The organism is Streptomyces sp. NBC_01465 (assembly GCF_036227325.1).
Classification (GTDB): domain Bacteria; phylum Actinomycetota; class Actinomycetes; order Streptomycetales; family Streptomycetaceae; genus Streptomyces.
In genome coordinates this window covers 1,862,916-1,885,281 of sequence record NZ_CP109467.1, presented here as the reverse complement: position 1 = coordinate 1,885,281, position 22,366 = coordinate 1,862,916, and the positions used below count along the sequence as shown (strand labels likewise).

23 protein-coding genes and 1 riboswitch are annotated in these 22,366 nt (G+C 71.0%); of the genes, 11 read left to right on the top strand and 12 right to left on the bottom strand.

The window, feature by feature from the left end:
- The first annotated feature begins 1 nt into the window (after position 1).
- Complete coding sequence (locus OG707_RS08665) at positions 2-745, top strand: endonuclease/exonuclease/phosphatase family protein (protein ID WP_329116098.1); 744 nt, start codon at positions 2-4, stop codon at positions 743-745.
- On the opposite strand, the gene OG707_RS08660 is transcribed toward OG707_RS08665, so the two are convergent.
- Positions 742-1,287, bottom strand: a complete 546-nt coding sequence (locus OG707_RS08660; RefSeq protein ID WP_443071292.1) for a hypothetical protein — start codon at positions 1,285-1,287, stop codon at positions 742-744. The genes OG707_RS08665 and OG707_RS08660 overlap by 4 nt on opposite strands.
- The gene (locus OG707_RS08655; protein WP_329116094.1) at positions 1,280-2,059 is read right to left on the bottom strand and encodes an alpha/beta hydrolase; all 780 of its coding nucleotides are present in this window, start codon (positions 2,057-2,059) and stop codon (positions 1,280-1,282) included. Before OG707_RS08655 ends, OG707_RS08660 begins: the two co-directional genes overlap by 8 nt.
- A gap of 147 nt (positions 2,060-2,206) precedes the next feature.
- On the opposite strand from OG707_RS08655, the gene OG707_RS08650 reads away from it, so the two are divergent.
- The 5 genes from OG707_RS08650 (at position 2,207) to OG707_RS08630 (ending at position 7,026) form a co-directional block, all read left to right on the top strand.
- The gene (locus OG707_RS08650; RefSeq protein ID WP_329116092.1) at positions 2,207-2,929 is read left to right on the top strand and encodes a lysophospholipid acyltransferase family protein; all 723 of its coding nucleotides are present in this window, start codon (positions 2,207-2,209) and stop codon (positions 2,927-2,929) included.
- 27 nt (positions 2,930-2,956) lie between these two features.
- The gene (gene macS / locus OG707_RS08645) at positions 2,957-4,171 is read left to right on the top strand and encodes a MacS family sensor histidine kinase (protein WP_329116090.1); all 1,215 of its coding nucleotides are present in this window, start codon (positions 2,957-2,959) and stop codon (positions 4,169-4,171) included.
- On the top strand, positions 4,168-4,839 hold the full coding sequence (locus OG707_RS08640; RefSeq protein WP_329116087.1) for a response regulator transcription factor: 672 nt from the start codon (positions 4,168-4,170) through the stop codon (positions 4,837-4,839). Before macS ends, OG707_RS08640 begins: the two co-directional genes overlap by 4 nt.
- 67 nt (positions 4,840-4,906) lie before the next feature.
- The gene (locus tag OG707_RS08635; protein ID WP_329116085.1) at positions 4,907-5,935 is read left to right on the top strand and encodes a 6-phosphofructokinase; all 1,029 of its coding nucleotides are present in this window, start codon (positions 4,907-4,909) and stop codon (positions 5,933-5,935) included.
- Between the two features lie 83 nt (positions 5,936-6,018).
- On the top strand, positions 6,019-7,026 hold the full coding sequence (locus tag OG707_RS08630; RefSeq protein ID WP_329116083.1) for a 2-hydroxyacid dehydrogenase: 1,008 nt from the start codon (positions 6,019-6,021) through the stop codon (positions 7,024-7,026).
- Here OG707_RS08630 and OG707_RS08625 read toward each other — a convergent pair.
- Together OG707_RS08625 and OG707_RS08620 are read right to left on the bottom strand one after the other, a co-directional pair.
- On the bottom strand, positions 7,023-8,930 hold the full coding sequence (locus OG707_RS08625) for an anthranilate synthase family protein (RefSeq protein WP_329116081.1): 1,908 nt from the start codon (positions 8,928-8,930) through the stop codon (positions 7,023-7,025). The two genes, OG707_RS08630 and OG707_RS08625, sit on opposite strands and share 4 nt — an antisense overlap.
- 169 nt (positions 8,931-9,099) lie before the next feature.
- Positions 9,100-11,037 (bottom strand): N-acetylmuramoyl-L-alanine amidase, encoded by a 1,938-nt coding sequence (locus tag OG707_RS08620; protein WP_443071291.1) that lies wholly within the window; start codon positions 11,035-11,037, stop codon positions 9,100-9,102.
- 164 nt (positions 11,038-11,201) lie between these two features.
- Here OG707_RS08620 and OG707_RS08615 point away from each other — a divergent pair, with 164 nt between their 5' ends.
- Together OG707_RS08615 and OG707_RS08610 are read left to right on the top strand one after the other, a co-directional pair.
- Complete coding sequence (locus tag OG707_RS08615; RefSeq protein ID WP_443071290.1) at positions 11,202-12,542, top strand: class II 3-deoxy-7-phosphoheptulonate synthase; 1,341 nt, start codon at positions 11,202-11,204, stop codon at positions 12,540-12,542.
- A 151-nt stretch (positions 12,543-12,693) separates the two neighbouring features.
- A complete protein-coding gene (locus OG707_RS08610; protein ID WP_329116077.1) occupies positions 12,694-12,954 on the top strand; it encodes a (2Fe-2S)-binding protein in 261 nt (86 codons plus the stop codon).
- 7 nt (positions 12,955-12,961) lie between these two features.
- On the opposite strand, the gene bfr is transcribed toward OG707_RS08610, so the two are convergent.
- On the bottom strand, positions 12,962-13,444 hold the full coding sequence (gene bfr / locus OG707_RS08605) for a bacterioferritin (protein WP_329116075.1): 483 nt from the start codon (positions 13,442-13,444) through the stop codon (positions 12,962-12,964).
- A gap of 155 nt (positions 13,445-13,599) precedes the next feature.
- Here bfr and OG707_RS08600 point away from each other — a divergent pair, with 155 nt between their 5' ends.
- Complete coding sequence (locus OG707_RS08600) at positions 13,600-14,199, top strand: sulfite oxidase-like oxidoreductase (RefSeq protein WP_329116073.1); 600 nt, start codon at positions 13,600-13,602, stop codon at positions 14,197-14,199.
- Positions 14,200-14,212: 13 nt separating this feature from the next.
- On the opposite strand, the gene OG707_RS08595 is transcribed toward OG707_RS08600, so the two are convergent.
- The 6 genes from OG707_RS08595 to thiO all read right to left on the bottom strand — a co-directional run bounded on the left by OG707_RS08595 (position 14,213) and on the right by thiO (position 19,831).
- Positions 14,213-14,740, bottom strand: coding sequence for a DUF4396 domain-containing protein (locus OG707_RS08595; protein WP_329116071.1), 528 nt, complete (start codon positions 14,738-14,740; stop codon positions 14,213-14,215).
- Between the two features lie 71 nt (positions 14,741-14,811).
- A complete protein-coding gene (locus OG707_RS08590) occupies positions 14,812-15,663 on the bottom strand; it encodes a deoxyribonuclease IV (RefSeq protein ID WP_329116069.1) in 852 nt (283 codons plus the stop codon).
- 8 nt (positions 15,664-15,671) lie between these two features.
- Complete coding sequence (gene pknB, locus OG707_RS08585) at positions 15,672-17,588, bottom strand: Stk1 family PASTA domain-containing Ser/Thr kinase (protein ID WP_329116067.1); 1,917 nt, start codon at positions 17,586-17,588, stop codon at positions 15,672-15,674.
- A gap of 103 nt (positions 17,589-17,691) precedes the next feature.
- Positions 17,692-18,486 carry a thiazole synthase gene (locus tag OG707_RS08580; protein ID WP_329116065.1) on the bottom strand — a complete coding sequence of 265 codons (795 nt, stop codon included), beginning with the start codon at positions 18,484-18,486 and terminating at the stop codon, positions 17,692-17,694.
- A gap of 2 nt (positions 18,487-18,488) precedes the next feature.
- Positions 18,489-18,689: a sulfur carrier protein ThiS gene (gene thiS, locus OG707_RS08575; RefSeq protein WP_329116063.1), complete on the bottom strand. Its 201-nt coding sequence runs from the start codon at positions 18,687-18,689 to the stop codon at positions 18,489-18,491.
- Positions 18,686-19,831, bottom strand: a complete 1,146-nt coding sequence (gene thiO, locus OG707_RS08570) for a glycine oxidase ThiO (RefSeq protein WP_329116061.1) — start codon at positions 19,829-19,831, stop codon at positions 18,686-18,688. Before thiO ends, thiS begins: the two co-directional genes overlap by 4 nt.
- Positions 19,829-19,941: riboswitch (TPP riboswitch) on the bottom strand. It overlaps the preceding gene by 3 nt.
- 51 nt (positions 19,942-19,992) lie before the next feature.
- Here thiO and OG707_RS08565 point away from each other — a divergent pair.
- Together OG707_RS08565 and OG707_RS08560 are read left to right on the top strand one after the other, a co-directional pair.
- Positions 19,993-20,364, top strand: coding sequence for a hypothetical protein (locus OG707_RS08565; RefSeq protein WP_329116059.1), 372 nt, complete (start codon positions 19,993-19,995; stop codon positions 20,362-20,364).
- A gap of 48 nt (positions 20,365-20,412) precedes the next feature.
- On the top strand, positions 20,413-21,576 hold the full coding sequence (locus OG707_RS08560; protein WP_329127677.1) for an NAD(P)/FAD-dependent oxidoreductase: 1,164 nt from the start codon (positions 20,413-20,415) through the stop codon (positions 21,574-21,576).
- On the opposite strand, the gene OG707_RS08555 is transcribed toward OG707_RS08560, so the two are convergent.
- Complete coding sequence (locus OG707_RS08555) at positions 21,573-22,280, bottom strand: class I SAM-dependent methyltransferase (RefSeq protein WP_329116057.1); 708 nt, start codon at positions 22,278-22,280, stop codon at positions 21,573-21,575. The genes OG707_RS08560 and OG707_RS08555 overlap by 4 nt on opposite strands.
- Positions 22,281-22,366: the final 86 nt, after the last annotated feature.

The following is a 22,366-nucleotide window of genomic DNA, read 5'->3' as shown; positions in this document are numbered from 1 at the left end:
CATGTCGATCACCGCGCTGCCCAACTCCCGTACCGAACCGGACGGTTCGGCCGTGATCCGGGTGCTCAGCTACAACATCCGCTCGATGCGCGACGACCGCGAGGCGCTGGTGCGGGTGATCCGGGCCTGCGAGCCCGATCTGGTCCTGATCCAGGAGGCGCCGCGCTTCTTCCGCTGGCGGAAACGGGCGGCCTGGCTCGCGTCGCAGACCGACCTGGTGGTGCTCGGCGGCGGGGCGACCGCCTCCGGGCCGCTGCTGCTGTGCTCGCTGCGGGCCACGGTGGAGCGCACGGAGGACGTACTCCTGCCGCGTACGCCCGGACTGCACCAGCGGGGTTTCGCGACCGCTGTCGTACGCATCGGGGGCGTCCGGATCGGGGTGCTCAGCTGCCACCTGAGCCTGCAGAGTGAGGAGCGGTACACCCAGGCCGGGCTGCTGCTCGACCGCCTCGACGCGCTGGACGTCCCGTACGCGATCGCGGGCGGCGACCTCAACGAGGGTCCTGGCGGGCGCAGCTTCCGTCGGCTGGCGGAGCGCCTGCAGGACTGCTGGGCGGCGAAGCCGTGGGGCGGCGAACAGACGTCTCCGGCGGCGGGCGCGCGGCAGCGGATCGACGCGGTGTTCACGACACCGGGCGTCGAAGTCCTGGGCTGCGGCGTCCCGTTGGGAATCGAGGAGTCGGACCTGCGCGCAGCGACGGACCACCTTCCGGTGCTCGCCGCGTTGCGCGTACCCGCGTCCTAGACCACCGCTCCGCGGCCCGGGTCGTCGCCGTCCTCGTCGTCGTGCTTCATACGGGCCACCAGCGTCGCGAAGCCTCCGAGGAAGCCGCCGACGCCCAGGACCGTCAGCCACCACGTCATCTCCCAGCCGAGCAGCACCGCCAGGAGCAGCAGCACCGGGCCGCCGACCACGGCCAGCCAGGCGAACTTGGCGGTGACGTCGGCCTCGGGGAGCTCCGGGTCCGGCGGGACGAAGTGGCCCTCGTCGCTGTCGTCGAGGTCGTCGTCCTTGGGCTCGGCCACGCTGAAGTCGCGCGGGCCGCCGACCCCGGGGGCGAAGACCACCGAGCTGCCGAGCGCCGGCTTCTCGGGCTTGTCCGGCTTCGGCGCGGCCTCGGGCGTCTCGTTGACGTCGTCCTCCAGGAGGGCGAGGTCCTCCACCGATTTGAACGGCTTGGTGCCCGCGGGGTCCGTCGGCTCCTCGCCGTACCCCGCGACAATCGCCGCCCACGCCGCTTCCTCGTCGATCGGCTGCGGCTCGCGCTCCGCGTCGTTCTCAGCCACCTGTGGTGCTCCCCTTCTTCCCGACACTCGGAGCGAGGCGGCCGATGAACGCGTAACTCTTCTCGAAAATCCGCTCCGCATCGTGGTCCAACGTCGCGACGTGGTAGCTCTGTTCCAGCAGGACCTCCTCGACGTCGGTCGAGGAGATACGGCCCAGGATGCGCGCCGTGTCGGCAGGCGGCACCACATGGTCCTGCGGGCTGTGCAGGATCACCACAGGCTGCGTGACCTGCGGAAGGTCACGGTCGACCAGCTTGCAGAAGTTGCGGAACGAGTGGGCCGCGTGCAGCGGCACCTTGTCGTACCCGACCTCCTCCGAGCCCTCGAGGGCGATGTCGCTGGCGATGCCCGGCGTCGCGCGGATCAGGTGCCGGGCCACCGGCAGGGCGTAGGCCGCCAGACCGTGCACTTTGTTCGCCGGGTTGACCAGGACCAGGCCGGCGACCGCGTCCCCGTGCTTGGCGGCGAGCCGCAGCGTCAGCGTGCCGCCCATGGAGAGACCGAAGACGAAGACCGTGGTGCACCGCTCCAGCAGGGCGCGCAGCTCGCGGTCCACCTCCGCGTACCAGTCCTGCCAGCCCGTGAGCTGCATGTCCTGCCAGCGCGTGCCGTGCCCGGGGAGCAGCGGCAGCGAGACGGTCAGGCCGCGCTCCGCCAGATACTCCGCCCAGGGGCGCAGCGACTGCGGGGAACCGGTGAAACCGTGACAGAGGAGGACGCCGACCTCGCCGCCCTCGTGGCGGTACGGCTCGGCTCCAGGAAGGACCGGCACCAGGGCCTCCTGCATGTGGGATCGACAAGGTCTACTCACCGTACGCGACCGGACTGACACCGACCAGAGCCGTCGCGAGCTTCAGAAAGAGAGCGCAGGCGGCGCACGGGATAGGGTCGGCACGGGCGTATACAGGAGGAACCCGAGTTGATCTACGGCGCGATGAAGTTCTCCATCGGGGGATCCCTCAAGCTTGCCTTCAGGCCATGGGTGGAGGGGATCGAGAACATCCCCGCCGAGGGGCCGGCGATCCTGGCGAGCAACCACCTGTCGTTCTCGGACTCCTTCTTCCTGCCCGCGGTCCTGGACCGCAAGGTGACGTTCATCGCCAAGGCGGAGTACTTCACCTCGCCCGGTGTGAAGGGCAAGCTCACCGCGGCTTTCTTCAAGGGTGTCGGACAGCTGCCGGTGGACCGCTCGGGCGCCCGCGGCGCGGGCGAGGCGGCGATCAAGGCCGGTATCGACGTCATCGAGGGCGGCGGGCTCTTCGGCATCTACCCGGAGGGCACGCGTTCGCCGGACGGACGCCTCTACCGCGGCAAGCCCGGCGGCCTGGCGCGCGTGGCACTGGCCACGGGCGCGCCCGTCATCCCGGTCGCGATGATCGACACGGAGAAGATCCAGCCGCCCGGCCAGGTGATGCCGAAGCTGATGAGGCCGGGCATCAGGATCGGCAAGCCGCTCGACTTCAGCCGGTACCACGGCATGGAGGGCGACCGCTTCATCCTGCGTTCGGTGACCGACGAGGTCATGTACGAAATCATGAAGCTCTCGGGCCAGGAGTACGTCGACATCTACGCGACCGCGGCCAAGCGCCAGATCGCGGACGCGGCGAAGGCGGAGAAGGCCGAGAAGGCCGAGAAGAGTTAAGGGCAACAGCCCATGGGGGTGGGGGAGATGGCCAAGCGAAAGAAGCCCGACAAGCCCGGCCGCGTCATACGGATGTCGGTCGAGCAGCCGCTGTGGCGTGCCCTGACGGGCTACCGCGTCCTGACCATGGTCTACGCGATCCTGCTGTTCGGCTCGGCCTGGGAGAAGTTCGTACGCCCCTGGGTCGCCGTCGGCTATCTCGCCGTGCTCGCCGTCTGGACCCTGGCCACGCTCCCCAGGGTCGCCAACGCCGCCAGCTGCACCAAGCGCTTCCTCACCGCGGACCTGACCATCGCCCTCGTCGGCATCCTGCTGACCCCGGTCGCCGACGCCCACTCCCGGATCGTGGCGGGCGGCCCGACCATCCCGTCGATATGGACCGCCGGCTCCGTCATCGCCTTCGCCATCAAGGGCGGCTGGCGGTGGGCGGGATTCGCCTCCTCGCTGGTCGCCGTCGCCAATATCGTCGAGCGCGGCCGGCCCACCCAGGACACCCTGCACAACATCCTGCTGGTGTGGATCGCCTCCATCGCCATCGGCTACATCGTCGAGGTCGCCCGCGCCTCCGAGCGCACCCTCGCCCGCGCCCTGGAGATCGAGGCGGCGACGCGTGAGCGCGAGCGCCTCGCCCGGGGCATCCACGACAGCGTCCTGCAGGTGCTCGCCATGGTGCAGCGCCGCGGGAACGCGCTGGGCGGCGAGGCGGCGGAGCTGGGCCGGATGGCGGGGGAGCAGGAGGTCGCCCTGCGGACCCTGGTCTCCAGCGGGCTCCTGCCCGTGCAGGGCGGGCCCCCGCGCGAGGAGTACGGCGGAGGTGAGCCGGCCGGCGCGGGCGGCCCCTGCGACGTCCGTACGCTGCTCGCCCCGCACGCCGGATCGCGCATCACGCTCTCCGATCCGGGCGCCCCGGTGATGCTCCCCGCGGCCGCCGCGACGGAGCTGGCGTCCGCTGTCAGTGCCGCCCTGGACAATGTCCGCAGGCACGCAGGAGACGACGCCCAGGCCTGGATCCTGGTCGAGGACGAACCGGACGAGGTGATCGTGACCGTACGGGACGACGGCCCGGGCATCCCGGAGGGGCGGCTCGCGGTGGCCGAGGGCGAGGGGCGGCTCGGCGTGGCCCAGTCGATCCGCGGGAGGCTGCGGGATCTGGGCGGCAGCGCCGAACTGATCTCGATCCCGGGGCAGGGCACGGAAGTAGAACTGAAGGTTCCACGGGGGAAGGCAGGACGAGGGAAATGACCGAGCAGCAGACGATCAAGGTGATGGTCGTCGACGACCACCCGATGTGGCGGGACGCGGTCGCCCGCGACCTGGCCGCCGAGGGCTTCGAGGTGGTCGCGACGGCGGGCGACGGACCGCAGGCGGTGCGCAGAGCCCGGGCCGTCGCGCCCGACGTCCTGGTCCTCGACCTCAATCTGCCCGGGATGCCGGGCGTACAGGTCTGCAAGGAGCTCGTGGGCGCGGACCCGTCCCTGCGGGTGCTGGTGCTCTCGGCGAGCGGTGAGCACGCCGACGTACTGGAAGCGGTGAAGTCCGGGGCCACGGGCTATCTGCTGAAGTCGGCCAGCACGGCGGAGCTGACGGACGCGGTGCGCAGGACCGCCGTCGGCGACCCGGTGTTCACGCCCGGCCTCGCGGGTCTGGTGCTCGGCGAGTACCGCCGCCTCGCGTCCGACCCGGCGCCCGTGACCGCCGACGAACCCAAGGCTCCGCAGCTCACCGACCGCGAGACCGAGGTGCTGCGCCTCGTCGCGAAGGGGCTGAGCTACAAGCAGATCGCCGAGCGCCTCGTCATCTCCCACCGCACCGTCCAGAACCATGTGCAGAACACCCTCGGAAAGCTCCAACTGCACAACAGAGTGGAGCTTGTTCGGTATGCGATAGAGCGAGGCCTGGACGACGCCTAGTGACGTGGGTCACCTCACCCGTAGCTTGGGAAGCACGACATCTTCCACTGTGAAGGGACGTGGTTCCATGCGGGTCGGAGTCCTGACCGGAGGCGGCGACTGCCCCGGTCTCAACGCGGTCATCCGAGGCATCGTCCGCAAGGGCGTGCAGGAGTACGGCTACGACTTCACCGGGTTCAAGGACGGCTGGCGAGGCCCCCTGGAAGGCGCCACCGTCCGGCTCGACATCCCGGCGGTGCGCGGCATCCTGCCGCGCGGCGGCACCATCCTCGGATCCTCGCGCACCAACCCCCTCAAGGCGGAGAACGGCATCCGCCGGGTCAAGGAGAACCTCAGCAAGTACGAGGTCGACGCGCTCATCGTGATCGGCGGCGAGGACACCCTGGGGGTCGCCGCCCGGCTGAACGACGAGTACGGCATCCCCTGCGTCGGCGTCCCCAAGACCATCGACAACGACCTCTCCGGCACCGACTACACCTTCGGCTTCGACACCGCCGTCGGCATCGCCACCGAGGCGATAGACCGCCTCCACACCACCGCCGAGTCCCATATGCGCGTCCTGGTCGTCGAGGTCATGGGCCGGCACGCCGGCTGGATCGCCCTCCACTCCGGCCTCGCGGGCGGCGCCAACGTCATCCTCATCCCCGAGCAGCGCTTCGACCTCGACCAGGTCTGCGCCTGGGTCACCAGCCGCTTCAAGGCCTCGTACGCACCGATCGTCGTGGTCGCCGAGGGCGCCATGCCCAAGGACGGCGACGCGGTCCTCAAGGACGGCACGCTCGACTCCTTCGGGCACGTCCGTCTCTCCGGCGTCGGTGAATGGCTGGCGAAGGAGATCGAGAAGCGCACCGGCAAGGAGGCCCGCACCACCGTCCTCGGCCATGTCCAGCGCGGCGGCACCCCCAGCGCCTTCGACCGCTGGCTGGCGACCCGCTTCGGGCTCCACGCCATCGATGCGGTGCGCGACGGGGACTTCGGACGCATGGTCGCCCTGCGCGGTACGGACATCGTGCGCGTCCCCATCGCGGAGGCGACGGCGCGTCTCAAGACCGTCGACCCCGCCCTGTACAGCGAGGTGAGCGTCTTCTTCGGGTAGGGGTTCTCCGGCTGAGCGGGCCCGGGCTGTGGGCCGTATATTCGCGATATCCGGCCCATAGTCGTACGTTCCGGGAGTCAGCTGTGGAAATCATTGCATTCGGTGTGCAGGCCGATGAGAAGCCGCTGATCGAAGCGGCCTTCGAAGGCCGCTTCCCGATCCACTGCCTGGACACCTTCCTCACCGAGGACACCGCACCGCTCGCCGCCGGACACCAGGTCGTCAGCTCCAGCGTCAACGGCGTCCTGGACGCCCGGGTGCTGCGCATCCTGGCGTCCGGCGGCACCAAGCTGATCGCCCAGCGCTCCACGGGCTTCAACAACATCGACCTCGACGTCGCGAAGGAGCTCGGCCTCACCGTCGCCCGGGTCTCGTACTACTCGCCGTACTCGGTCGCCGAATTCGCCTGGACCCTCGCCATGGCGGTCAACCGCCGTATCGTCCGCGCCTCGGCCCGCACCCGTGACTTCGACTTCCGGCTCGACGGGCTGATGGGCCGCGACATGCGCGGCCGCACGGTCGGCGTGCTCGGCACCGGCAAGATCGGCGAGGCGTTCACCCGAATCGCCCACGGCTTCGGCATGAACCTGCTCGGCTGGGACGTCGCCGAGAACCCGGCCTGTGTGGAGCTGGGCATGCGGTACGTCGAGAAGGACCAGCTCTTCGTCGAGTCCGACGTGATCAGCCTGCACGTCCCGCTGCTCCCCTCGACCCACCACATCATCGACTCCGCCGCCCTGCGGTCGATGAAGGACGACGTGATCCTGGTCAACTCCAGCCGCGGCGGACTCGTCGACACCGAGGCGCTGGTCCACGAGCTGCGCCAGGGCCGCTTCGCCGGGGTGGGGCTCGACGTGTACGAGGCCGAGGCCGGGCTCTTCTTCCTCGACAAGTCCCTGGAGGTCGTCGAGGACGACACCCTCGCCCGCCTCGTCACCTTCCCGAACGTCCTGGTCACCTCGCACCAGGCCTACTACACGGTGGACGCGGTGGGCCAGATCATCGACGCGACCGTCCAGAACGTCGAGGACTTCGCGGCCGGCCGGCGCAGCGAGAACGTCCTCGTCCCCGCCGCGCCCGAGGCCTCCTAGACCAGCACCCCGGCCAGCAGCGTCGCCGTGATCGCCGCCCCGTCGAGCGTCAGCACCGACTCCGGGTGGAACTGCACCCCCGCGAAGCCGGGGCCGCGCAGTGCGTGGATGTCGCCGCTCGACGGGTATCGGCTCAACTCCACGCGGTGCAGGGCGAGTTCGGCCTCGGTCTGCTCGTCGCAGCGCGCCGTGAAGGAGTTGTAGAAGCCGACCGTCTCCGGCCGCCCGAAGAAGTCGATCAGCTCCTGCGCACCCTGCTGCGGCGCGTCCTTCCGTACGATCTCCAGACCCAGCTCCGCAGCGATCAGCTCATGGCCGAGGCAGACCCCGAGCAGCCCGCCCCGGTGCTCCCGGAGCAGATCGGCCGCCAGCTCCCGCAGGTAACGCATCTTGGGGTCGGCCGCGTCCGCCGGGTCGCCCGGTCCCGGACCGAGCACCACGGGTCCCTCGTGGGCGAGCACGGCATCCCGCAGCCCGGGCTCGTCGTAGCGCCGTACGGTCACCTCCAGGCCCGAGCCGCGCAGCAGATGCGCCAGCATCGAGGTGAAGGTGTCCTCCGCGTCCACCACCAGCGCATGCCCGGTCAGCTCGGCCGCCGCCTCCTGCATCCGCAGCCAGAACGGGGCCAGGTCCGCCCGCCGGGCGTCCAGCGCCGCCCGCACCCGGGGGTCGTCGGCCAGCCGCGGCCGCTCCGCCTCCCCGGCGGGGCGCCCGGGCCGTACCCCCAGCGCGGCCAGCACACCGGCCGCCTTCGCGTGCGTCTCGGCGACCTCGCCCGCCGGGTCCGAGTGCCGTACGAGCGTCGCCCCGACCGGGACGCGCAGCCGGCCCTCGGCGGAGATGTCGGCGGTACGGATGAGGATCGGCGAATCCAGGGTCTGCGCGCCGCCCGCGTCCCGCCCGATCAGCGCCAGCGCGCCCGCGTAGTAGCCGCGCCCGCCCACTTCATGGCGCTCGATGACCCGGCAGGCGTTCTGCACCGGCGACCCCGTGACGGTCGCCGCGAACATCGTCTCCTTCAGCACCTCGCGCACATCGAGCGAGCTGCGCCCCCTCAACTCGTACTCGGTGTGCGCGAGATGGGACATCTCCTTGAGCCGCGGCCCGATCACCACCCCGCCCATGTCGCCCACCGTGCACATCATCTTGAGCTCCTCGTCGACCACCATGGAGAGCTCCTCGGTCTCCTTGCGGTCGCCCAGGAAGTCCAGCAGCGCCTCGGCGGTCGGCCCCTCGGGCGGGTAGCGGAAGGTGCCGCTGATGGGGTTCATGACGACCGTCCCGCCGGACATCCGCACATGCACCTCGGGGCTGGCGCCGACCAGCGTCCGCCCTCCCGTCTCCCGCCGCCGCCCTTCCAAGGAAGTCCCTTCGGTCCCTTTCTGATTGCCGGTGTGCACGACGAAGGTCCAGTACGCGCCCTGCTCGCCGGTCAGCAGTCGCCGGAAGAGCGCGAGCGCATCGGCTCTGCCGAAGCCGGGGATCTCCCCGGTGTACGTACGCCTGATGACGAAGTTGGCGCCCTCGCCCCGGCCGATCTCGTCCTCGACGACCCGGCGGACGATCCCCTCGTACTCCTCGTCGTCGACGTCGAAGGCGCCGCCCTCGACCCGCACGTCGTGCGCGGGCAGCTCGGCGAGCACCTCGTCGAGGGGCAGTTCGTACGTCTCCCGCGGGACCAGCACGGACAGCGGCGTCCCGTCGTCGCGCACGTCAAAACCGCGCTCGCGGATCTGGCGGAACGGTACGAGGGCGAGCGCGCGGTCCGGGATCTCCGCGAGGTGCTCGACCTCGTGGACATCGCCGATCAGCAGCTCCACGGTGTCGTGGTCGCGGCCCGGGGTGCGGCGGCGCAGCAGGGCGAAGGGCGGGCAATCGGCGCCGAGGAGCTTCTGGACGATCATGGGGGCGGTTCCTTCCGGGTGACGGAGTGGAGAGGAACGGCCCGCGGGAATGCGAAAAGGCCGCCCTCGTCGGGCGGCCTTCGCGAAGTTGAGTACGCGCAGTCAGTGGGCCGCCGGATGAGCGGGCCACCACCAGTTCTGGTTCGTCTGCGTGAACATGGGCCCGACCCTAGCGCACCGGCCGGACGTCGGACACCCGGACCCACGCGATCCGGTGGTTGTAACGGATGGGGTAGAACGTGGTCTTTCCCTTGACGAGGGTGCGGGAGCCGGGGCCCTTTCCGTCGACCGTGCCGCCGTAGTAGTAGTCGCCGGTCACGGCCGCACCGGCGAGGGCGTACCGCTGGCCGGCCGGGACCGCGTACTTCGTCAGCGAGGCGTCGTTGCTGTCCTGGACCTTGACCTTCGTGCCGGCGTACGCGGCCTTCTCCGGGTAGGCGCGTCCGTAGACCGGGACCGACTTCGCGCCCGCTTTCGCGGTGACGGACCTCGTGCTCACGGGGACGGTGAACCGGCCGCCGGGGTTGGCGAACCAGGCCTTGTGGCCGCCGTACCAGACGGCGGTCCAGCCGGGCCGCGACTCGGCCACGACGTAGGCGCCACCGGCGACGATCTTGTCGGCCCAGTTCGCGCCGTCGCTCCAGAGCGGCGAGCCGAGGTACGGGTCCGTGACGACGGGCGCGCCGGTCGAGGGCGCGGTGTAGAGGTAGCCGAAGTTGGCGGGCTGGGCGGCGACCGGCGCGCCGTCGTTGGTCAGCTTCGGGCGGTTGGCGCGGGTGAACGGCGGTGCGTAGCGGACCAGTTGGCCCGCCTTCGGCGGTCCGCCCTTGGACGTGGCCCGGACGGGGGCGCCGAGCAGGGACATGTAGTGGTTCCAGTCCCAGAAGGGGCCCGGGTCCCAGTGCTGGGAGGCGACGCTGCCGTCCAGGACGCCGGGCACCTCGTCGTGGCCGATGATGTGCTCGCGGTCCAGGGGGACGGAGAAGCGGGCGGCCAGGTACTTCACCAGGGCGGCCGAGGACTCGTACTGCGGCTCGGTGTACCAGCTGCCCGCCTTGATGGCGTAGCCCTCGTGCTCGATGCCGATGGAGTGCATGTTCACGGTCTTGTTGGCCGCGTGCCAGGCCTCGTCCTTCGTCCGCACCATCTGGGTGACCAGGCCGTCGGAGGCGCGGATCAGATAGTGGGTGGACGCGTAGACGGCCGGGTTCTTGAAGTGTTCGAGGGAGCCCTCGTAGCCGCCCTCGGTGTCGTGGATGACGATCTGGCGGATGTCCTCGCCGCCCGCCGGGCGGTTGGCGACGTTGTAGTCCCCGTAGTCGTCGGGGGCCGAGTTGGCGGCGTAACCGGCCGGGACGAAGGTGCAGCGCAGGGCGGCCGGGCACTCGGGCTTCGGGGTCGCCGTGGTGCGCGCGTACGAGGTGGCGGCCACGACCGGGGTCACCGAGGGGTCGGCGGGGAGGACCACGCGCTCGCCGTCCGCGGTGGTCCGGCTCTCGCCGGACCGGATCGAGTCGAAGACGCGCGACGCGAAGAGCTGGGAGCCGGCGCCGTCGGACGACTGGCTGTAGCGGGCGACGGCGGGGTACCAGCCGCCCGGGTCCTTCGGCAGCGCGCCGCCGGCCTCCCGCTGGTACGCGGCGAGCAGGGCGGCCCCCGCCCGGATGCTCGTGGCGGAGTCCCTCTGCAGCGAGTCCGCCGGAGCGCCGATCAGCCGGGCGGCCCGCTCCAGCGTGTGCAGCCGCGGATCGTCCGTGTCGACGTCCGCCCGGCCGCTCCCGGGCGCGTGCCCGGCGCCGGACCTCTTCACGACGGCCGGATCGCCGCTCCGGTCGAAGCCCGCGAGCCGCTCCACGGCGCTCGGTTGTTCCATGTCCTGCGGCCGTACCCGGGTCAGGCCCATGACGTTGTACGCACCGGTGGTGCTCGGCTGTCCGCCGTGGGTCTCCCAGAGCGTCTGCCGGTACGAGACCGCCATGAGCACGCTCTGCGGTACGCGGTACTTCCGGGCGGCCTCCGCGAACTGCGACTGCAGGGACGCGTCGGGCGTGGCGAACGCTGTCGTACCGGTGGAACCGGCCACGAGGGCGGCGGCGATGGCGGACAACAGCAGCTTGTTCGTGCGGTTATGGCGGTGCCTACGGTTCAACTTCCACCCCAACGATCGCTCGGATCACTTCAGAAACTGCGCGAATATAGCAGTTTCGGGATGAAGTGGACGCCGTCTCAGTCATTGAGCGGTGCAAAAAGGAGTGGACGCGACCCCGTAATGTGGAGCGCGTGACCGTGAACGTAAACACCTGGCGAGACCTTCCCGCGGCGCAGCAGCCCGAGTACCCCGATGCCGAGGCTCTGCGCGATGTGATCGCGGACCTCGAGTCGTATCCGCCGCTCGTCTTCGCAGGCGAGTGCGACCAGCTGCGTGCCCGACTGGGAGCCGTCGCCAAGGGCGAGGCGTTCCTGCTGCAGGGCGGCGACTGTGCCGAGGCCTTCGACGCCGTATCCGCAGATCACATCCGTGCCAAGCTCAAGACCCTGCTCCAGATGAGCGCCGTCCTCACCTACGCGGCCTCCGTGCCGGTGGTCAAGGTCGGCCGCATCGCCGGGCAGTACTCCAAGCCGCGCTCCAAGGGCACCGAGACCCGCGACGGCGTCACCCTGCCCACGTACCGCGGTGACTCCGTCAACGGCTTCGCCTTCGACGAGAAGTCCCGTATCCCGGACCCCGAGCGCCTCAAGCGGATGTACAACGCGTCCGCCTCGACGCTCAACCTGGTCCGCGCCTTCACCACCGGCGGCTACGCCGACCTGCGCCAGGTGCACGCCTGGAACCAGGACTTCGTGAAGTCGTCGCCCTCCGGCCAGCGCTACGAGCAGCTCGCCCGCGAGATCGACAACGCGCTGAACTTCATGAAGGCGTGCGGCACCGACCCGGCCGAGTTCAAGGCGGTCGAGTTCTACGCGTCGCACGAGGCGCTGCTCCTCGACTACGAGTCGGCGCTGACCCGCATCGATTCCCGTACGGGCAAGCTGTACGACACCTCGGGCCACATGGTCTGGGTCGGCGAGCGCACCCGGCAGCTGGACCACGCGCACATCGAGTTCGCGTCGCGGATCAGCAACCCGATCGGTGTGAAGCTCGGCCCGACGACCACCCCGGAGGACGCGCTCACGTACATCGAGCGCCTCGACCCCGACCGCGAGCCCGGCCGGCTGACCTTCATCGTCCGCATGGGCGCCGACAAGGTTCGCGACAAGCTGCCGAACCTGGTCGAGAAGGTCACCGCCTCCGGCGCCCAGGTCGTCTGGGTGACCGACCCGATGCACGGCAACACCTTCGAGGCGGCTTCGGGCCACAAGACCCGCCGCTTCGACGACGTGCTCGACGAGGTCAAGGGCTTCTTCGAGGTCCACAAGGGCCTGGGCACGCACCCCGGCGGCATCCACGTCGAGCTCACCGGTGACGACGTCACCGAGTGCGTGGGCGGCGGCGACGAGATCTTCGTCGACGACCTGCACCAGCGCTACGAGACGGCCTGCGACCCGCGCCTGAACCGCAGCCAGTCCCTGGACCTGGCGTTCCTGGTCGCCGAGATGTACCGCGACCAGTAGAGACAGCTGGGACACACGCAGAAGGGCCGTGGGGCACGGATCACATCGATCCGTGCCCCACGGCCCTTTTACGACCCTCGAGCGGCGGGTAAGGTTAGGTTAGCCTCACCGATCAATCGGGACGGGCGTTACTTATCGATCCCGTCGGGAGGTGAACCGCGTGTACGTCTGCTCGTGCTTCGGCGTCACCGAGAAGCAGGTCAAGGCCCACGCGGACGCCGGTGCCTGCACTCCGCGCCAGATAGCCTCCGCCTGCAAGGCCGGCACCGACTGCGGCGGCTGCGTACGACGGATCCAGGCCCTGCTCGGCCGCGGTGCCTGTCCGCAGCGCGAGCTCATCGACCAGGGCGTACCGGCGCTGGTTGCCGAACAGGACCCTGTCGGGCTCTCCGCGCTTCCCGAAGCCGCCTAGCCTCTTCTCAGGCCCCGCTCGGCTGCTCGATCAGCTGCGCGATGTAGAGCGGCTCACCGAGCTTCTCCACCAGCTCCAGCTGGGTGTCGAGATAGTCGATGTGGTGCTCCTCGTCCGCGAGGATCGACTCGAAGATGTTGGCCGACGTGATGTCACCCTTGCCGCGCATGACCTCGATGCCGCGCTTCAGGCGGTCGATGGCCTCGACCTCGACCTGGCGGTCCGCCTGGAACATCTCGGTGACCGTCTGGCCGACGCGCACGTGGAAGAGCCGCTGGTAGTTCGGCAGACCGTCCAGGAAGAGGATCCGGTCGGTCAGGATCTCCGCGTGCTTCATCTCGTCGATCGACTCGGAACGGGTGTACGCCGCGAGCTTCGTCCAGCCGAAGTTCTCCTGCATCTTCGCGTGCAGGAAGTACTGGTTGATGGCGGTGAGTTCGGCGGTCAGCTGCTCGTTGAGGAACTCGATGACCTCGGTGTCGCCCTGCATCGCAGAGGCTCCTTCCAAACGGTGAACCGGGCAGGTTTCGCGCATCCTCGCATCGCGCTCCAGGGGCGTCCAGTAAGTACACGCTTAGTCGGAGTTGCCCTGATCCCCGCGGTGGCTGGTCATGACCACCCCGTGCTGTCTGTCACCATGGAGGCATGGATCAGTCCGAGCTTCCGCCGGGACAACGGCTGCAGCGTGGCTGGCCGGTGACGCACTACGGGCCCGTCCCGAAATTCAAGCCCGAGCGCTGGGAGTTCCGGGTCTTCGGGGCCACCGCCGACGGCGACAAGCACTGCTGGAACCACGAGGAGTTCTCGGCCCTGCCGTTCTCCACGGTGGTTGCCGATCTGCACTGCGTCACGAAATTCTCCATGCTGGGAGCCGAATGGGGCGGCGTGCTCGCCCGTACGCTCATCGAGCTGGCACCACCGGCGCCCGATGTCACCCACGTCATGGTCTGGGCCGAGTACGGCTACAGCGCCAACCTGCGGCTCGAGGACTTCACCTCCGAGCGCACGGTCTTCGCCACCCACAAGGCCGGTGACCTGCTCACCGCCGAACACGGCTTCCCGCTTCGCCTGGTGATTCCGCATCTGTACGCGTGGAAGGGGCCCAAGTGGGTCCGCGGCGTCGAGTACATGACGGCGGACCGCCGGGGCTTCTGGGAGGAGCGGGGCTACCACAACCTCGGCGACCCCTGGCGCGAGCAGCGCTACTCGTACCAGGAGGAGCCGGGCGAAGGCCCCGAGCTGTAGGACCGCCGTGTGATCAGTGGTGGTACTGGTGGACCACCGCGTGGCCCTTGCCGCGGCCGATCATCCACTTGTTGACGGGTGTGGTGACGAGGAACGCGAGGACCAGCGACGCCGCGAGCGCGCCCCAGAAGAGGGCGTCCGCGAGCGTGGCGTCCATGGCGTCGGGCCACAGCGCGATCACTCCGTTGTCGATCAGCTCCATCACAGCGATCGAGAGGGTGTCGGCGGCGAGGGCGACCCGGAAGGCGGTCCTGAAGTCGACGCCGGCCTTGGTGACCGAGCGCAGGGTCAGGGCGTAACCGAAGAAGAACGCCAGGACGATCGCGGTGATCATCGTCGGCATGTTGCCCCAGCCGAGCGCGGTGCCGATGACCATGCCGAGGATCTCGCCGATGGCGCAGCCCGTGAGGCAGTGGAGGGTGGCCTGGGCGGCCGTCGACCAGGTGACCTTGCCGGTGCTCGCGCCGTGGTGCTCGTGGGCTGCGTGGTCGTGCGCCTCGTGGTCGTGGTGCGCGTGCTCGGCGTGCGTGTCGTGCTGCATGGCTTGGCCCCCATCGCCGGATAGCGGTTCCTGTCGATGACAAAAACCGTATACCCCCTGGGGGTATTCCATCAAGGGCGCAGAGACTTCAGCAGCTCCACGTCCGCCTTGTGTCCTTCCGTGCCGCCGGGGGTCTCGATGATCAGCGGAACGCCCTCGGTCGCCGGATGCGCGAGCAGCTCGCGGAACGGCTCCTCGCCGATGTGACCTGCGCCGATGTTCTCGTGACGGTCCTTGTGCGCGCCGGTCACGTCCTTGGAGTCGTTGGCGTGGATCAGCTTGAGGCGGCCCTCGCCGACCGTGTCCACCAGCAGGTCGAGGGTCTGCTTCATACCGCCGGGGCCCGCCAGATCGTGGCCCGCGGCGAAGATGTGGCAGGTGTCCAGGCAGACGCCCAGCTTCGGGTGGGAGTCCAGCGCCTCGAAGTACGGGCCGAAGTCCCAGGTGCGCGAGCAGAGCGAGGAGCCCTGGCCGGCGGTCGACTCGAGGAGCAGGAACGGGTCGTCGTCGTGGGTCAGCTCGTCGAGCAGGGGCAGCAGATGGGTGCGTACCTGCGCGAGCGCCTCCGCGCGCGGGCGGCCGCCGGTCGCCGAACCGGTGTGCACCACCACGCCCAGCGCGCCGATCTCGCGGCCACGGCGCAGCGAGTGGCGCAGCGACTCCACCGACTTCTCCACCGTCGCCTCGGTGTGCGAGCCGAAGTTGATCAGATACGGGGCGTGGACGTACGCCGGGATCGACTCGGCCGCGCATTCGGCCCTGAACTGCTCGTCCTGGGCCGGGTTCCCGGCCGGAGTGGCCCAGCCGCGCGGATTGGCGACGAAGACCTGGACGGTCTCGGCGCCGAGTTCGCGTGCGTACGAGAGGCCGACCTTGGCGAGGCCGCCGGCCACGGGGACATGGCCGCCGATGGGGTTGCGCATGGGGTGGATCAGAGTCCCTTGGTCTTGATGGTGATGGTGTCGCCCTGCAGGGCCGTCTCGCCGCCGTCCACGGACTGGCTCGCGATCGTGTCGGAGAGGAAGGGGAAGGCGCGGTCGACCTTGACGTCGAAGCCCGCCTCCTTCAGGTCCTTCGTGGCGTCGGCGATGCTCTCGCCGACGACGTCGGGGACCTCGACGGGCTTCGGGCCGTTGGAGATCGTGAGGGTGATGGTGTCGCCCGCGGCCGCCTGCGCGTCCTCGGCCGGGGACTGCTGTGCGACGGAGCCCTCGTCCTCGGCGGAGTCGACCCGCTCCGGCGCGATCACGACCTTGAACCCCTCGTCCTCCAGGGCGGAGCGGGCGTCGTCCTCGGTTTCGCCGATGACGCCGGGGACGTCGACGGGCGAACCCTTGGAGACGGTGATGGCCACGGCGGAGTCCGCGTTGCGCTCGGTGCCGGGGGCCGGGTCCGTCGAGATGACACTGCCCTGGTCGACGGAGTCGTTGAACTCGCGGGTGACCAGACCGGGCGCGAGACCCTTGCGCTTGAGCTCGGCCCGGGCCTCGGCCAGGGTCTTGCCCGTGACGTCGGGGACCGTCACGACCCGGGGGCCGTCGGAGACCGTGATGGTCACCGAACCGTTGTCGCGGATACGGGTGCCGGACGTGGGGTCGGAGGCCATGACCGTGCCACGGGTGTAGCTGTCGCTGAAGTCGTGGTTGATCTTCTTCACGTCGAGCCCGGCCGAGGCGAGCCGCGCCTTGGCCTCCTTCTGGGTCTGGCCGAGGAGCGAAGGCACGCGGGTGAACTGGCCCGAGTTGATGTACCAGACCCCGGCGCCGAGCCCGAGGACGAGCAGCAGGGCGGCGACGATCGCGATCGGTCCGCGTCTGCTGCGCCGGCGCCGCGGGGGGTGCGCCGACTGCGGCGGGTGCGGGGGCAGGGGCGCCATCTCGAGGCGGCTCGTGCGGTGTACGGCGTCCTCGGCGGGCAGGGCGCGTGGAATCACGCTCGTACGGTCCTCGGTGCCGCTCTGCTCCACGGTCCTGGCCTGTGGCGGGACCGCGTCCAGCTGCTCGTCGGCGAGTGCGGCGCGGGCCTCCTGGACCATGCCGAGCAGGGCCACCGCGTCGTACGGACGGAGCTCGGGATTGCGCGCGGTCGCGGCCGCGACCAGGTCGTCGAGGGCGGCCGCGAGGCCGGGGACGGCGGCGGACGGCGGGGGCACGTCCTCGTTCAGATGGCGGTAGAGGACCTGGGCCGGGGTCTCGCCGGTGTGCGGCTTGGCGCCGGTCAGCATCTCGTACAGGACGACACCGCAGGCGTAGACGTCCACGCGCGGGTCGGCCGTGCCGTGCTCGATCTGCTCGGGCGCCAGATAGGAGACCGTGCCCAGCAGGGTGCCGGTGGTGCTCGTCACCGTGTCCACGGCCCGTACGAGACCGAAGTCGGCGACCTTCACCCGGCCGTCGTCCCCTATCAGGACGTTCTCCGGCTTCATGTCCCGGTGGACGAAACCGGCGCGGTGGGCTGCGCCGAGCGCGGCCAGGACCGGCTCCAGGATGTCCAGGGCCGCGCGCGGCTGCAGCGCGCCGCGGTCGCGGAGCACGTCGCGCAGGGTGCACCCGGCGACGTACTCCATCGCGAGATAGACGTACGCACCCTGCGCGCCCTGGTCGAAGACGCCGACCACATTGGGGTGGGCGAGGCGCGCGACGGACTTGGCCTCGCGGATGAACCGCTCGACGAAAGCGGCGTCGGCGGCGAGGGCCGGGTGCATCACCTTGAGGGCGAGCACGCGGTCGAGGCGGGTGTCGACGGCCCGGTAGACCGTGGCCATGCCACCGACGGCGATGCGCGCCTCTACCCGGTAGCGGCCGTCGAGCAGCTGCCCGACGAGGGGGTCCTGGAGGGTCGTATCCACGCAGCGAGTCTACGAGGCGGGGCTGACACCCTGGTCCGGGCCGCTGCGGTCGGTGCCGGACTGCAGCCGAGCTGTGACAGGGGAGTGGCCCGGGAGACGCCTCTCAGAACGCCGGGCGCTCCGGATCCAGGTCCGCCCTGCCCTGCGCAGGAGACGACGCCTCCGCGAAGTGCCGGCGCGGAATGCGGCCCGCCCGGTACGCGAGACGCCCCGCCTCCACCCCGTGCCGCATCGCCTCCGCCATCAGCACCGGCTCCTGCGCCCGCGTGACCGCCGAGGCCAGCATCACCGCCGCGCACCCCAGCTCCATGGCAAGGGTCGCGTCCGACGCCGTGCCCGCCCCCGCGTCGAGGATCACCGGGACCCCGGCCCGCTCGGTGATCAGCTGGAAGTTGTGCGGGTTGCGGATGCCGAGCCCGGAGCCGATGGGGGAGCCCAGCGGCATGATGGCCGCGCAGCCGACGTCCTCCAGCTTCCTCGCCAGGACCGGGTCGTCGTTCGTGTACGGCAGGACCGTGAAGCCGTCGTCGACGAGGATCTCGGCGGCGTCCAGGAGCTCGATCGGGTCGGGCAGCAGCGTGCGCTCGTCCGCGACCACCTCCAGCTTGATCCAGTCCGTGCCCAGCGCCTCGCGCGCGAGGCGTGCGGTCAGCACGGCCTCGCCCGCCGTGAAGCAGCCCGCCGTGTTCGGGAGGACCCGGATCGCGAGGCGGTCCAGTACGGAGAGGACCGAGCCCTGGACCGTCGGGTCCAGCCGGCGCATCGCGACCGTCGTCAGCTCGGTGCCGGACGCGACGAGCGAGCGCTCCAGGACGTCCAGGCTGGGCGCCCCGCCCGTCCCCATGATCAGCCGCGAGGTGAAGGCGGTGCCGGCGATGGTCAGTTGGTCGTCGGCCATGGTCAGCCTCCCTGGACTGCGGTGAGGATCTCGACGCGGTCGCCGTCGCCGAGCGCGGTGGCGGGCCACTGCCCGCGCGGCACGACCGTCTCGTTGACGGCCGCGGCGACCCCGGCGGGGGCCGCGGTGAGGGTGGCGACCAGCAGGTCGAGGGTGGTCCCCGGCGTGATGGTGCGCGCGTCCCCGTTCACCGAGACGTTCATACGGACAGCTCCTGCTCTACGGGGGAGAAACGCCGCGGTGTGAACGGCCGCGCCTCCGGGGGGAGTTCACCGGTGACCAGCACCTGCGCCATGACGTCACCGGTCACCGGCGTCAGGAGCACCCCGTTGCGGTAGTGCCCGGTCGCCAGATGCAGCCCGGGGATCTCGGTGGGGCCGAGCAGCGGTGCGTTGTCGGGGGAGGCGGGGCGCAGGCCGGCCCGGGTCTCGGTGAGGGGGAGTTCGGTGATGCCGGGGACGAGTTCATGGGCGTCGCGCAGCAGCTCGTACACCCCGCCCGCGGTGACCGTGGTGTCCCAGCCGAGCTCCTCGCTGGTCGCGCCGACGACGAGCTCGCCGTTCTTGCGCGGTACGAGATAGATGTGGCTGCCGCGGACCACGGCACGCACCGTCCGCGACAGGAAGGGCGCGTACGCGGGCGGCACCGTCAGCCGCAGGACCTGGCCCTTCACCGGCCGTACGGGGACGTCTGCGAGCCGGGCGCTGAGGCTGCCCGCGGCCACCACCACCTGGTCCGCGGCCAGCTCCGTGCCGCCCGTGAGGACCGCGCCCGCAGCCCGGTCCCGTACGCGAAGGAGCCGCTCCGCCCAGCCGCGGTGGAAGACGACGCCCGCCCGCTCGCACGCCACCACCAGCGCCGCCGCCAGCCGTCGCGGATCGATCTGGTGGTCGCCGTCCACGCGCAGGCCCCCGCGCACGCCCGGCGCGAGCATCGGCTCCAGGCGCCGGCACTCGCGCCCCGTGAGCCACTCCGACTGCAGGCCCGAACGCCGCTGCAGCTCGTGCAGTTCGCGCAGGTGGGCGCGGTCGTCGGTGTCCAGGGCGACGGCGAGGGTGCCGCAGGTGCGGTAGCCGAGGTCGCGCCCCGAGGCCTCCTCCAGCTCGGCGGCGAAGGCCGGATAGCGCTCGGCGGAGGCGACGTTGAGGGCGAGGAGGGTCTCCTCGCCGTAGTGCAGCTCGGTGACGGCGGCGAGCATGCCGGCCGCGACCTGCGCGGCCCCGCCGCCCGGCTCCGGATCGGCGAGCGCGGTCCGCAGCCCGCGCTGCGCCGCCCGCCAGGCCGTGACGAGACCGATGATCCCGCCTCCGACCACGAGAACATCTGAAGAGTTACGTGGATGCATGGGCGTCCAGCCCCTCCCTTCGCCGGCATGACCCGGATCAGGTTCGTACGGTCGGAGGCCGCCCAGCCTCCCTCTCAGCCCGGTGCGTCCGGGCTCCCGCGAGTGCTTTACGGTGGCCACCCTAAACCCAGCCCTCGGCGCGCAGTAAGGGAGCAGCAGCTGTGGCACGTCTCCTCGACGGACTCGTCCTCTCGCCGGTCGCGGACCAGGCGCCCGGCCAGGTGGGGACCGCGACGCGCTTCACGTACCACGAGCGGGAGGGCCGGATCTGGGCCGAGTACGAGGGCGGGGACGTGGTGCACGGACGGCTCGTCGGCACGCGCGTCGGGGACCGGCTCGACTTCCGGTACGTGCAGCTCAAGCGCGACGGACAGACCTCGTCGGGGCACTGTGCCTCGGTCGTCTCCGAACTCCCGGACGGGCGGATCCGGCTGGAGGAGACCTGGGAGTGGGAGTCGCAGGAGGGCAGTGGGACGAGTGTGGTGGAGGAGCTGCGAGGAAGCCCCTTTCCTGACGGTCCGTCAGATAGTTAAGGTGGCCCGGTGAGCGAGCAGAGGAAAGTCGTCATCGTCGGCGCCGGCATGGCGGGCGTCCAGACCGCGGTCGCCCTGCGCGAACAGGGCTTCGGCGGCACCGTCACGCTGATCGGAGCGGAACCGCACCCGCCGTACGACCGGCCGCCGCTCTCCAAGGCGGTCCTGCTCGGCACGGCAGAGAGCTCCGCCTTCGACGTCGACTTCGACGCGCTCGGCGTCGAACTGCTTCTGGGGCGCGAGGTGAAGGGGCTGCGCCCGCAGGCGCGCGAGCTGGACACCACCGCGGGTCCCGTCCCGTACGACACCCTCGTCCTCGCCACCGGCGCGTACCCCCTGTCGCTCCCCGGGACCGAAGGCGTCCCGGGTGTCCATCTGCTCCGTACGCTCGACGACGCCGGACGGCTGCGGCCGGTCCTCGCCGCCCAGCAGGACGTGGTCGTCGTCGGCGCGGGCTGGATCGGCGCGGAGTTCGCCACGGCCGCACGCGCCGCGGGCTGCACGGTGACGGTGGTCGAGGCGGCCGACCGGCCCCTCACAGGCGCGCTGCCCGCGGAGATCGCCGCACCCATGGCCGACTGGTACGCGGAGAACGGCGTCGAACTCCTCACCGGCGTACGGGTGTCGGAGATCGAGCCCGGCACGGTCGTGCTCGCGGACGGCCGCAGGCTGTCGGCCGGAGCCGTGGTCGTCGGGATCGGCGCCCGGCCCGCGACCGGATGGCTGGAGGGCTCCGGCATCGCGCTCGGCCCGGACGGCGCGGTCACCGCCGACGCACAGCTGCGCTCCTCGCTCCCCGAGGTCTACGCGGTCGGGGACTGCGCCTCCTTCCCCTCCGGGCGCTACGGCGAGCGCCTCCTCGTCCACCACTGGGACAACGCGCTGCAGGGGCCGCGCACGGTCGCGGCGAACATCATCGGGACGGACGCGGAGACCTACGACCCGGTCCCGTACTTCTGGTCGGAGCAGTTCGGGCGCTTCGTCCAGTACGCGGGCCACCATGCCGCCGCCGACACCCTGCTGTGGCGCGGCGACCCCCTCACGCCCTCCTGGTCGGTGTGCTGGCTGCGCGAGGGGCGCCTGGTCGCGGTCCTCGCCGTGGGCCGGCCCCGCGATCTGGCGCAGGGGCGCAAGCTCATCGAGTCGGGGGCCGCGCTGGACCCGGTGCGGGCCGCCGATCCTTCCGTAGCGCTGAAGTCGGCTGTCCTCTAGCGGGCCCGCCGCAGTACGAGCACGGTGCGCGTCCGGCCGTCGCCCGGCCGGGGGAAGCGCAGCAGCGAGCTGCTGATGCCGTGGGTGCCGAGCGCGAAGCGCAGCTCGTTCAGGTGCGGGGAGCGGCGGCCGTGCGCGTCGTGCAGCGGATGGATCCGCACCTCGCCGCCGGGGGCGGTGACGCGGACCAGTTCGCGCAGCCCGGCCAGTTGGTCGGCGGGGGAGAAGACGCCCGGATAGGCGAAGAGCAGATACGAGCTCAGAGCCGTCCCGAACACGCCGTCGGCGAACGGCAGCCGGGGCAGCAGGGCCGCGACGTAGTCGCCGGGATGGCGTCTGACGTCGGCGGCGAACAGCTCCCGCGCCCGGTCCCAGCTGCGCAGATACGCCTCAGGGCGGCCGCTCAGCGCCGCCGGGGAGATCTCGGGGGCGGTCGCCAGCTGGGCCGCCATCGCCGCCCGCCCGGCCAGCGCGTGGCCGGTGATTTCGCCCATGGCCGCGTACGCCGGATCCACCGCGACGGCCCGGCCGCCGAGCGCGCGCACCTCGGCCACCAGGCCGGCGGCCCCGCCGGGGCAGTCGAGCAGAGGCCCCCGGGTCAGGGCGTGGGCCAGGGACGCCCGGGTCAGGCCGAAGAGGGCGCAGTACTCGTCGAGCGGGCGCGATGTGACCAGGATCTCGCCGGTCGGACGTGCGCATTCCATGGTCCGATCCGAACATTGGCGTGCTTCATGCGCACGCCGGGACCGGCCCGGGTACCGAGTGTCAGTCCCAGATGGCAGGCTTGTTC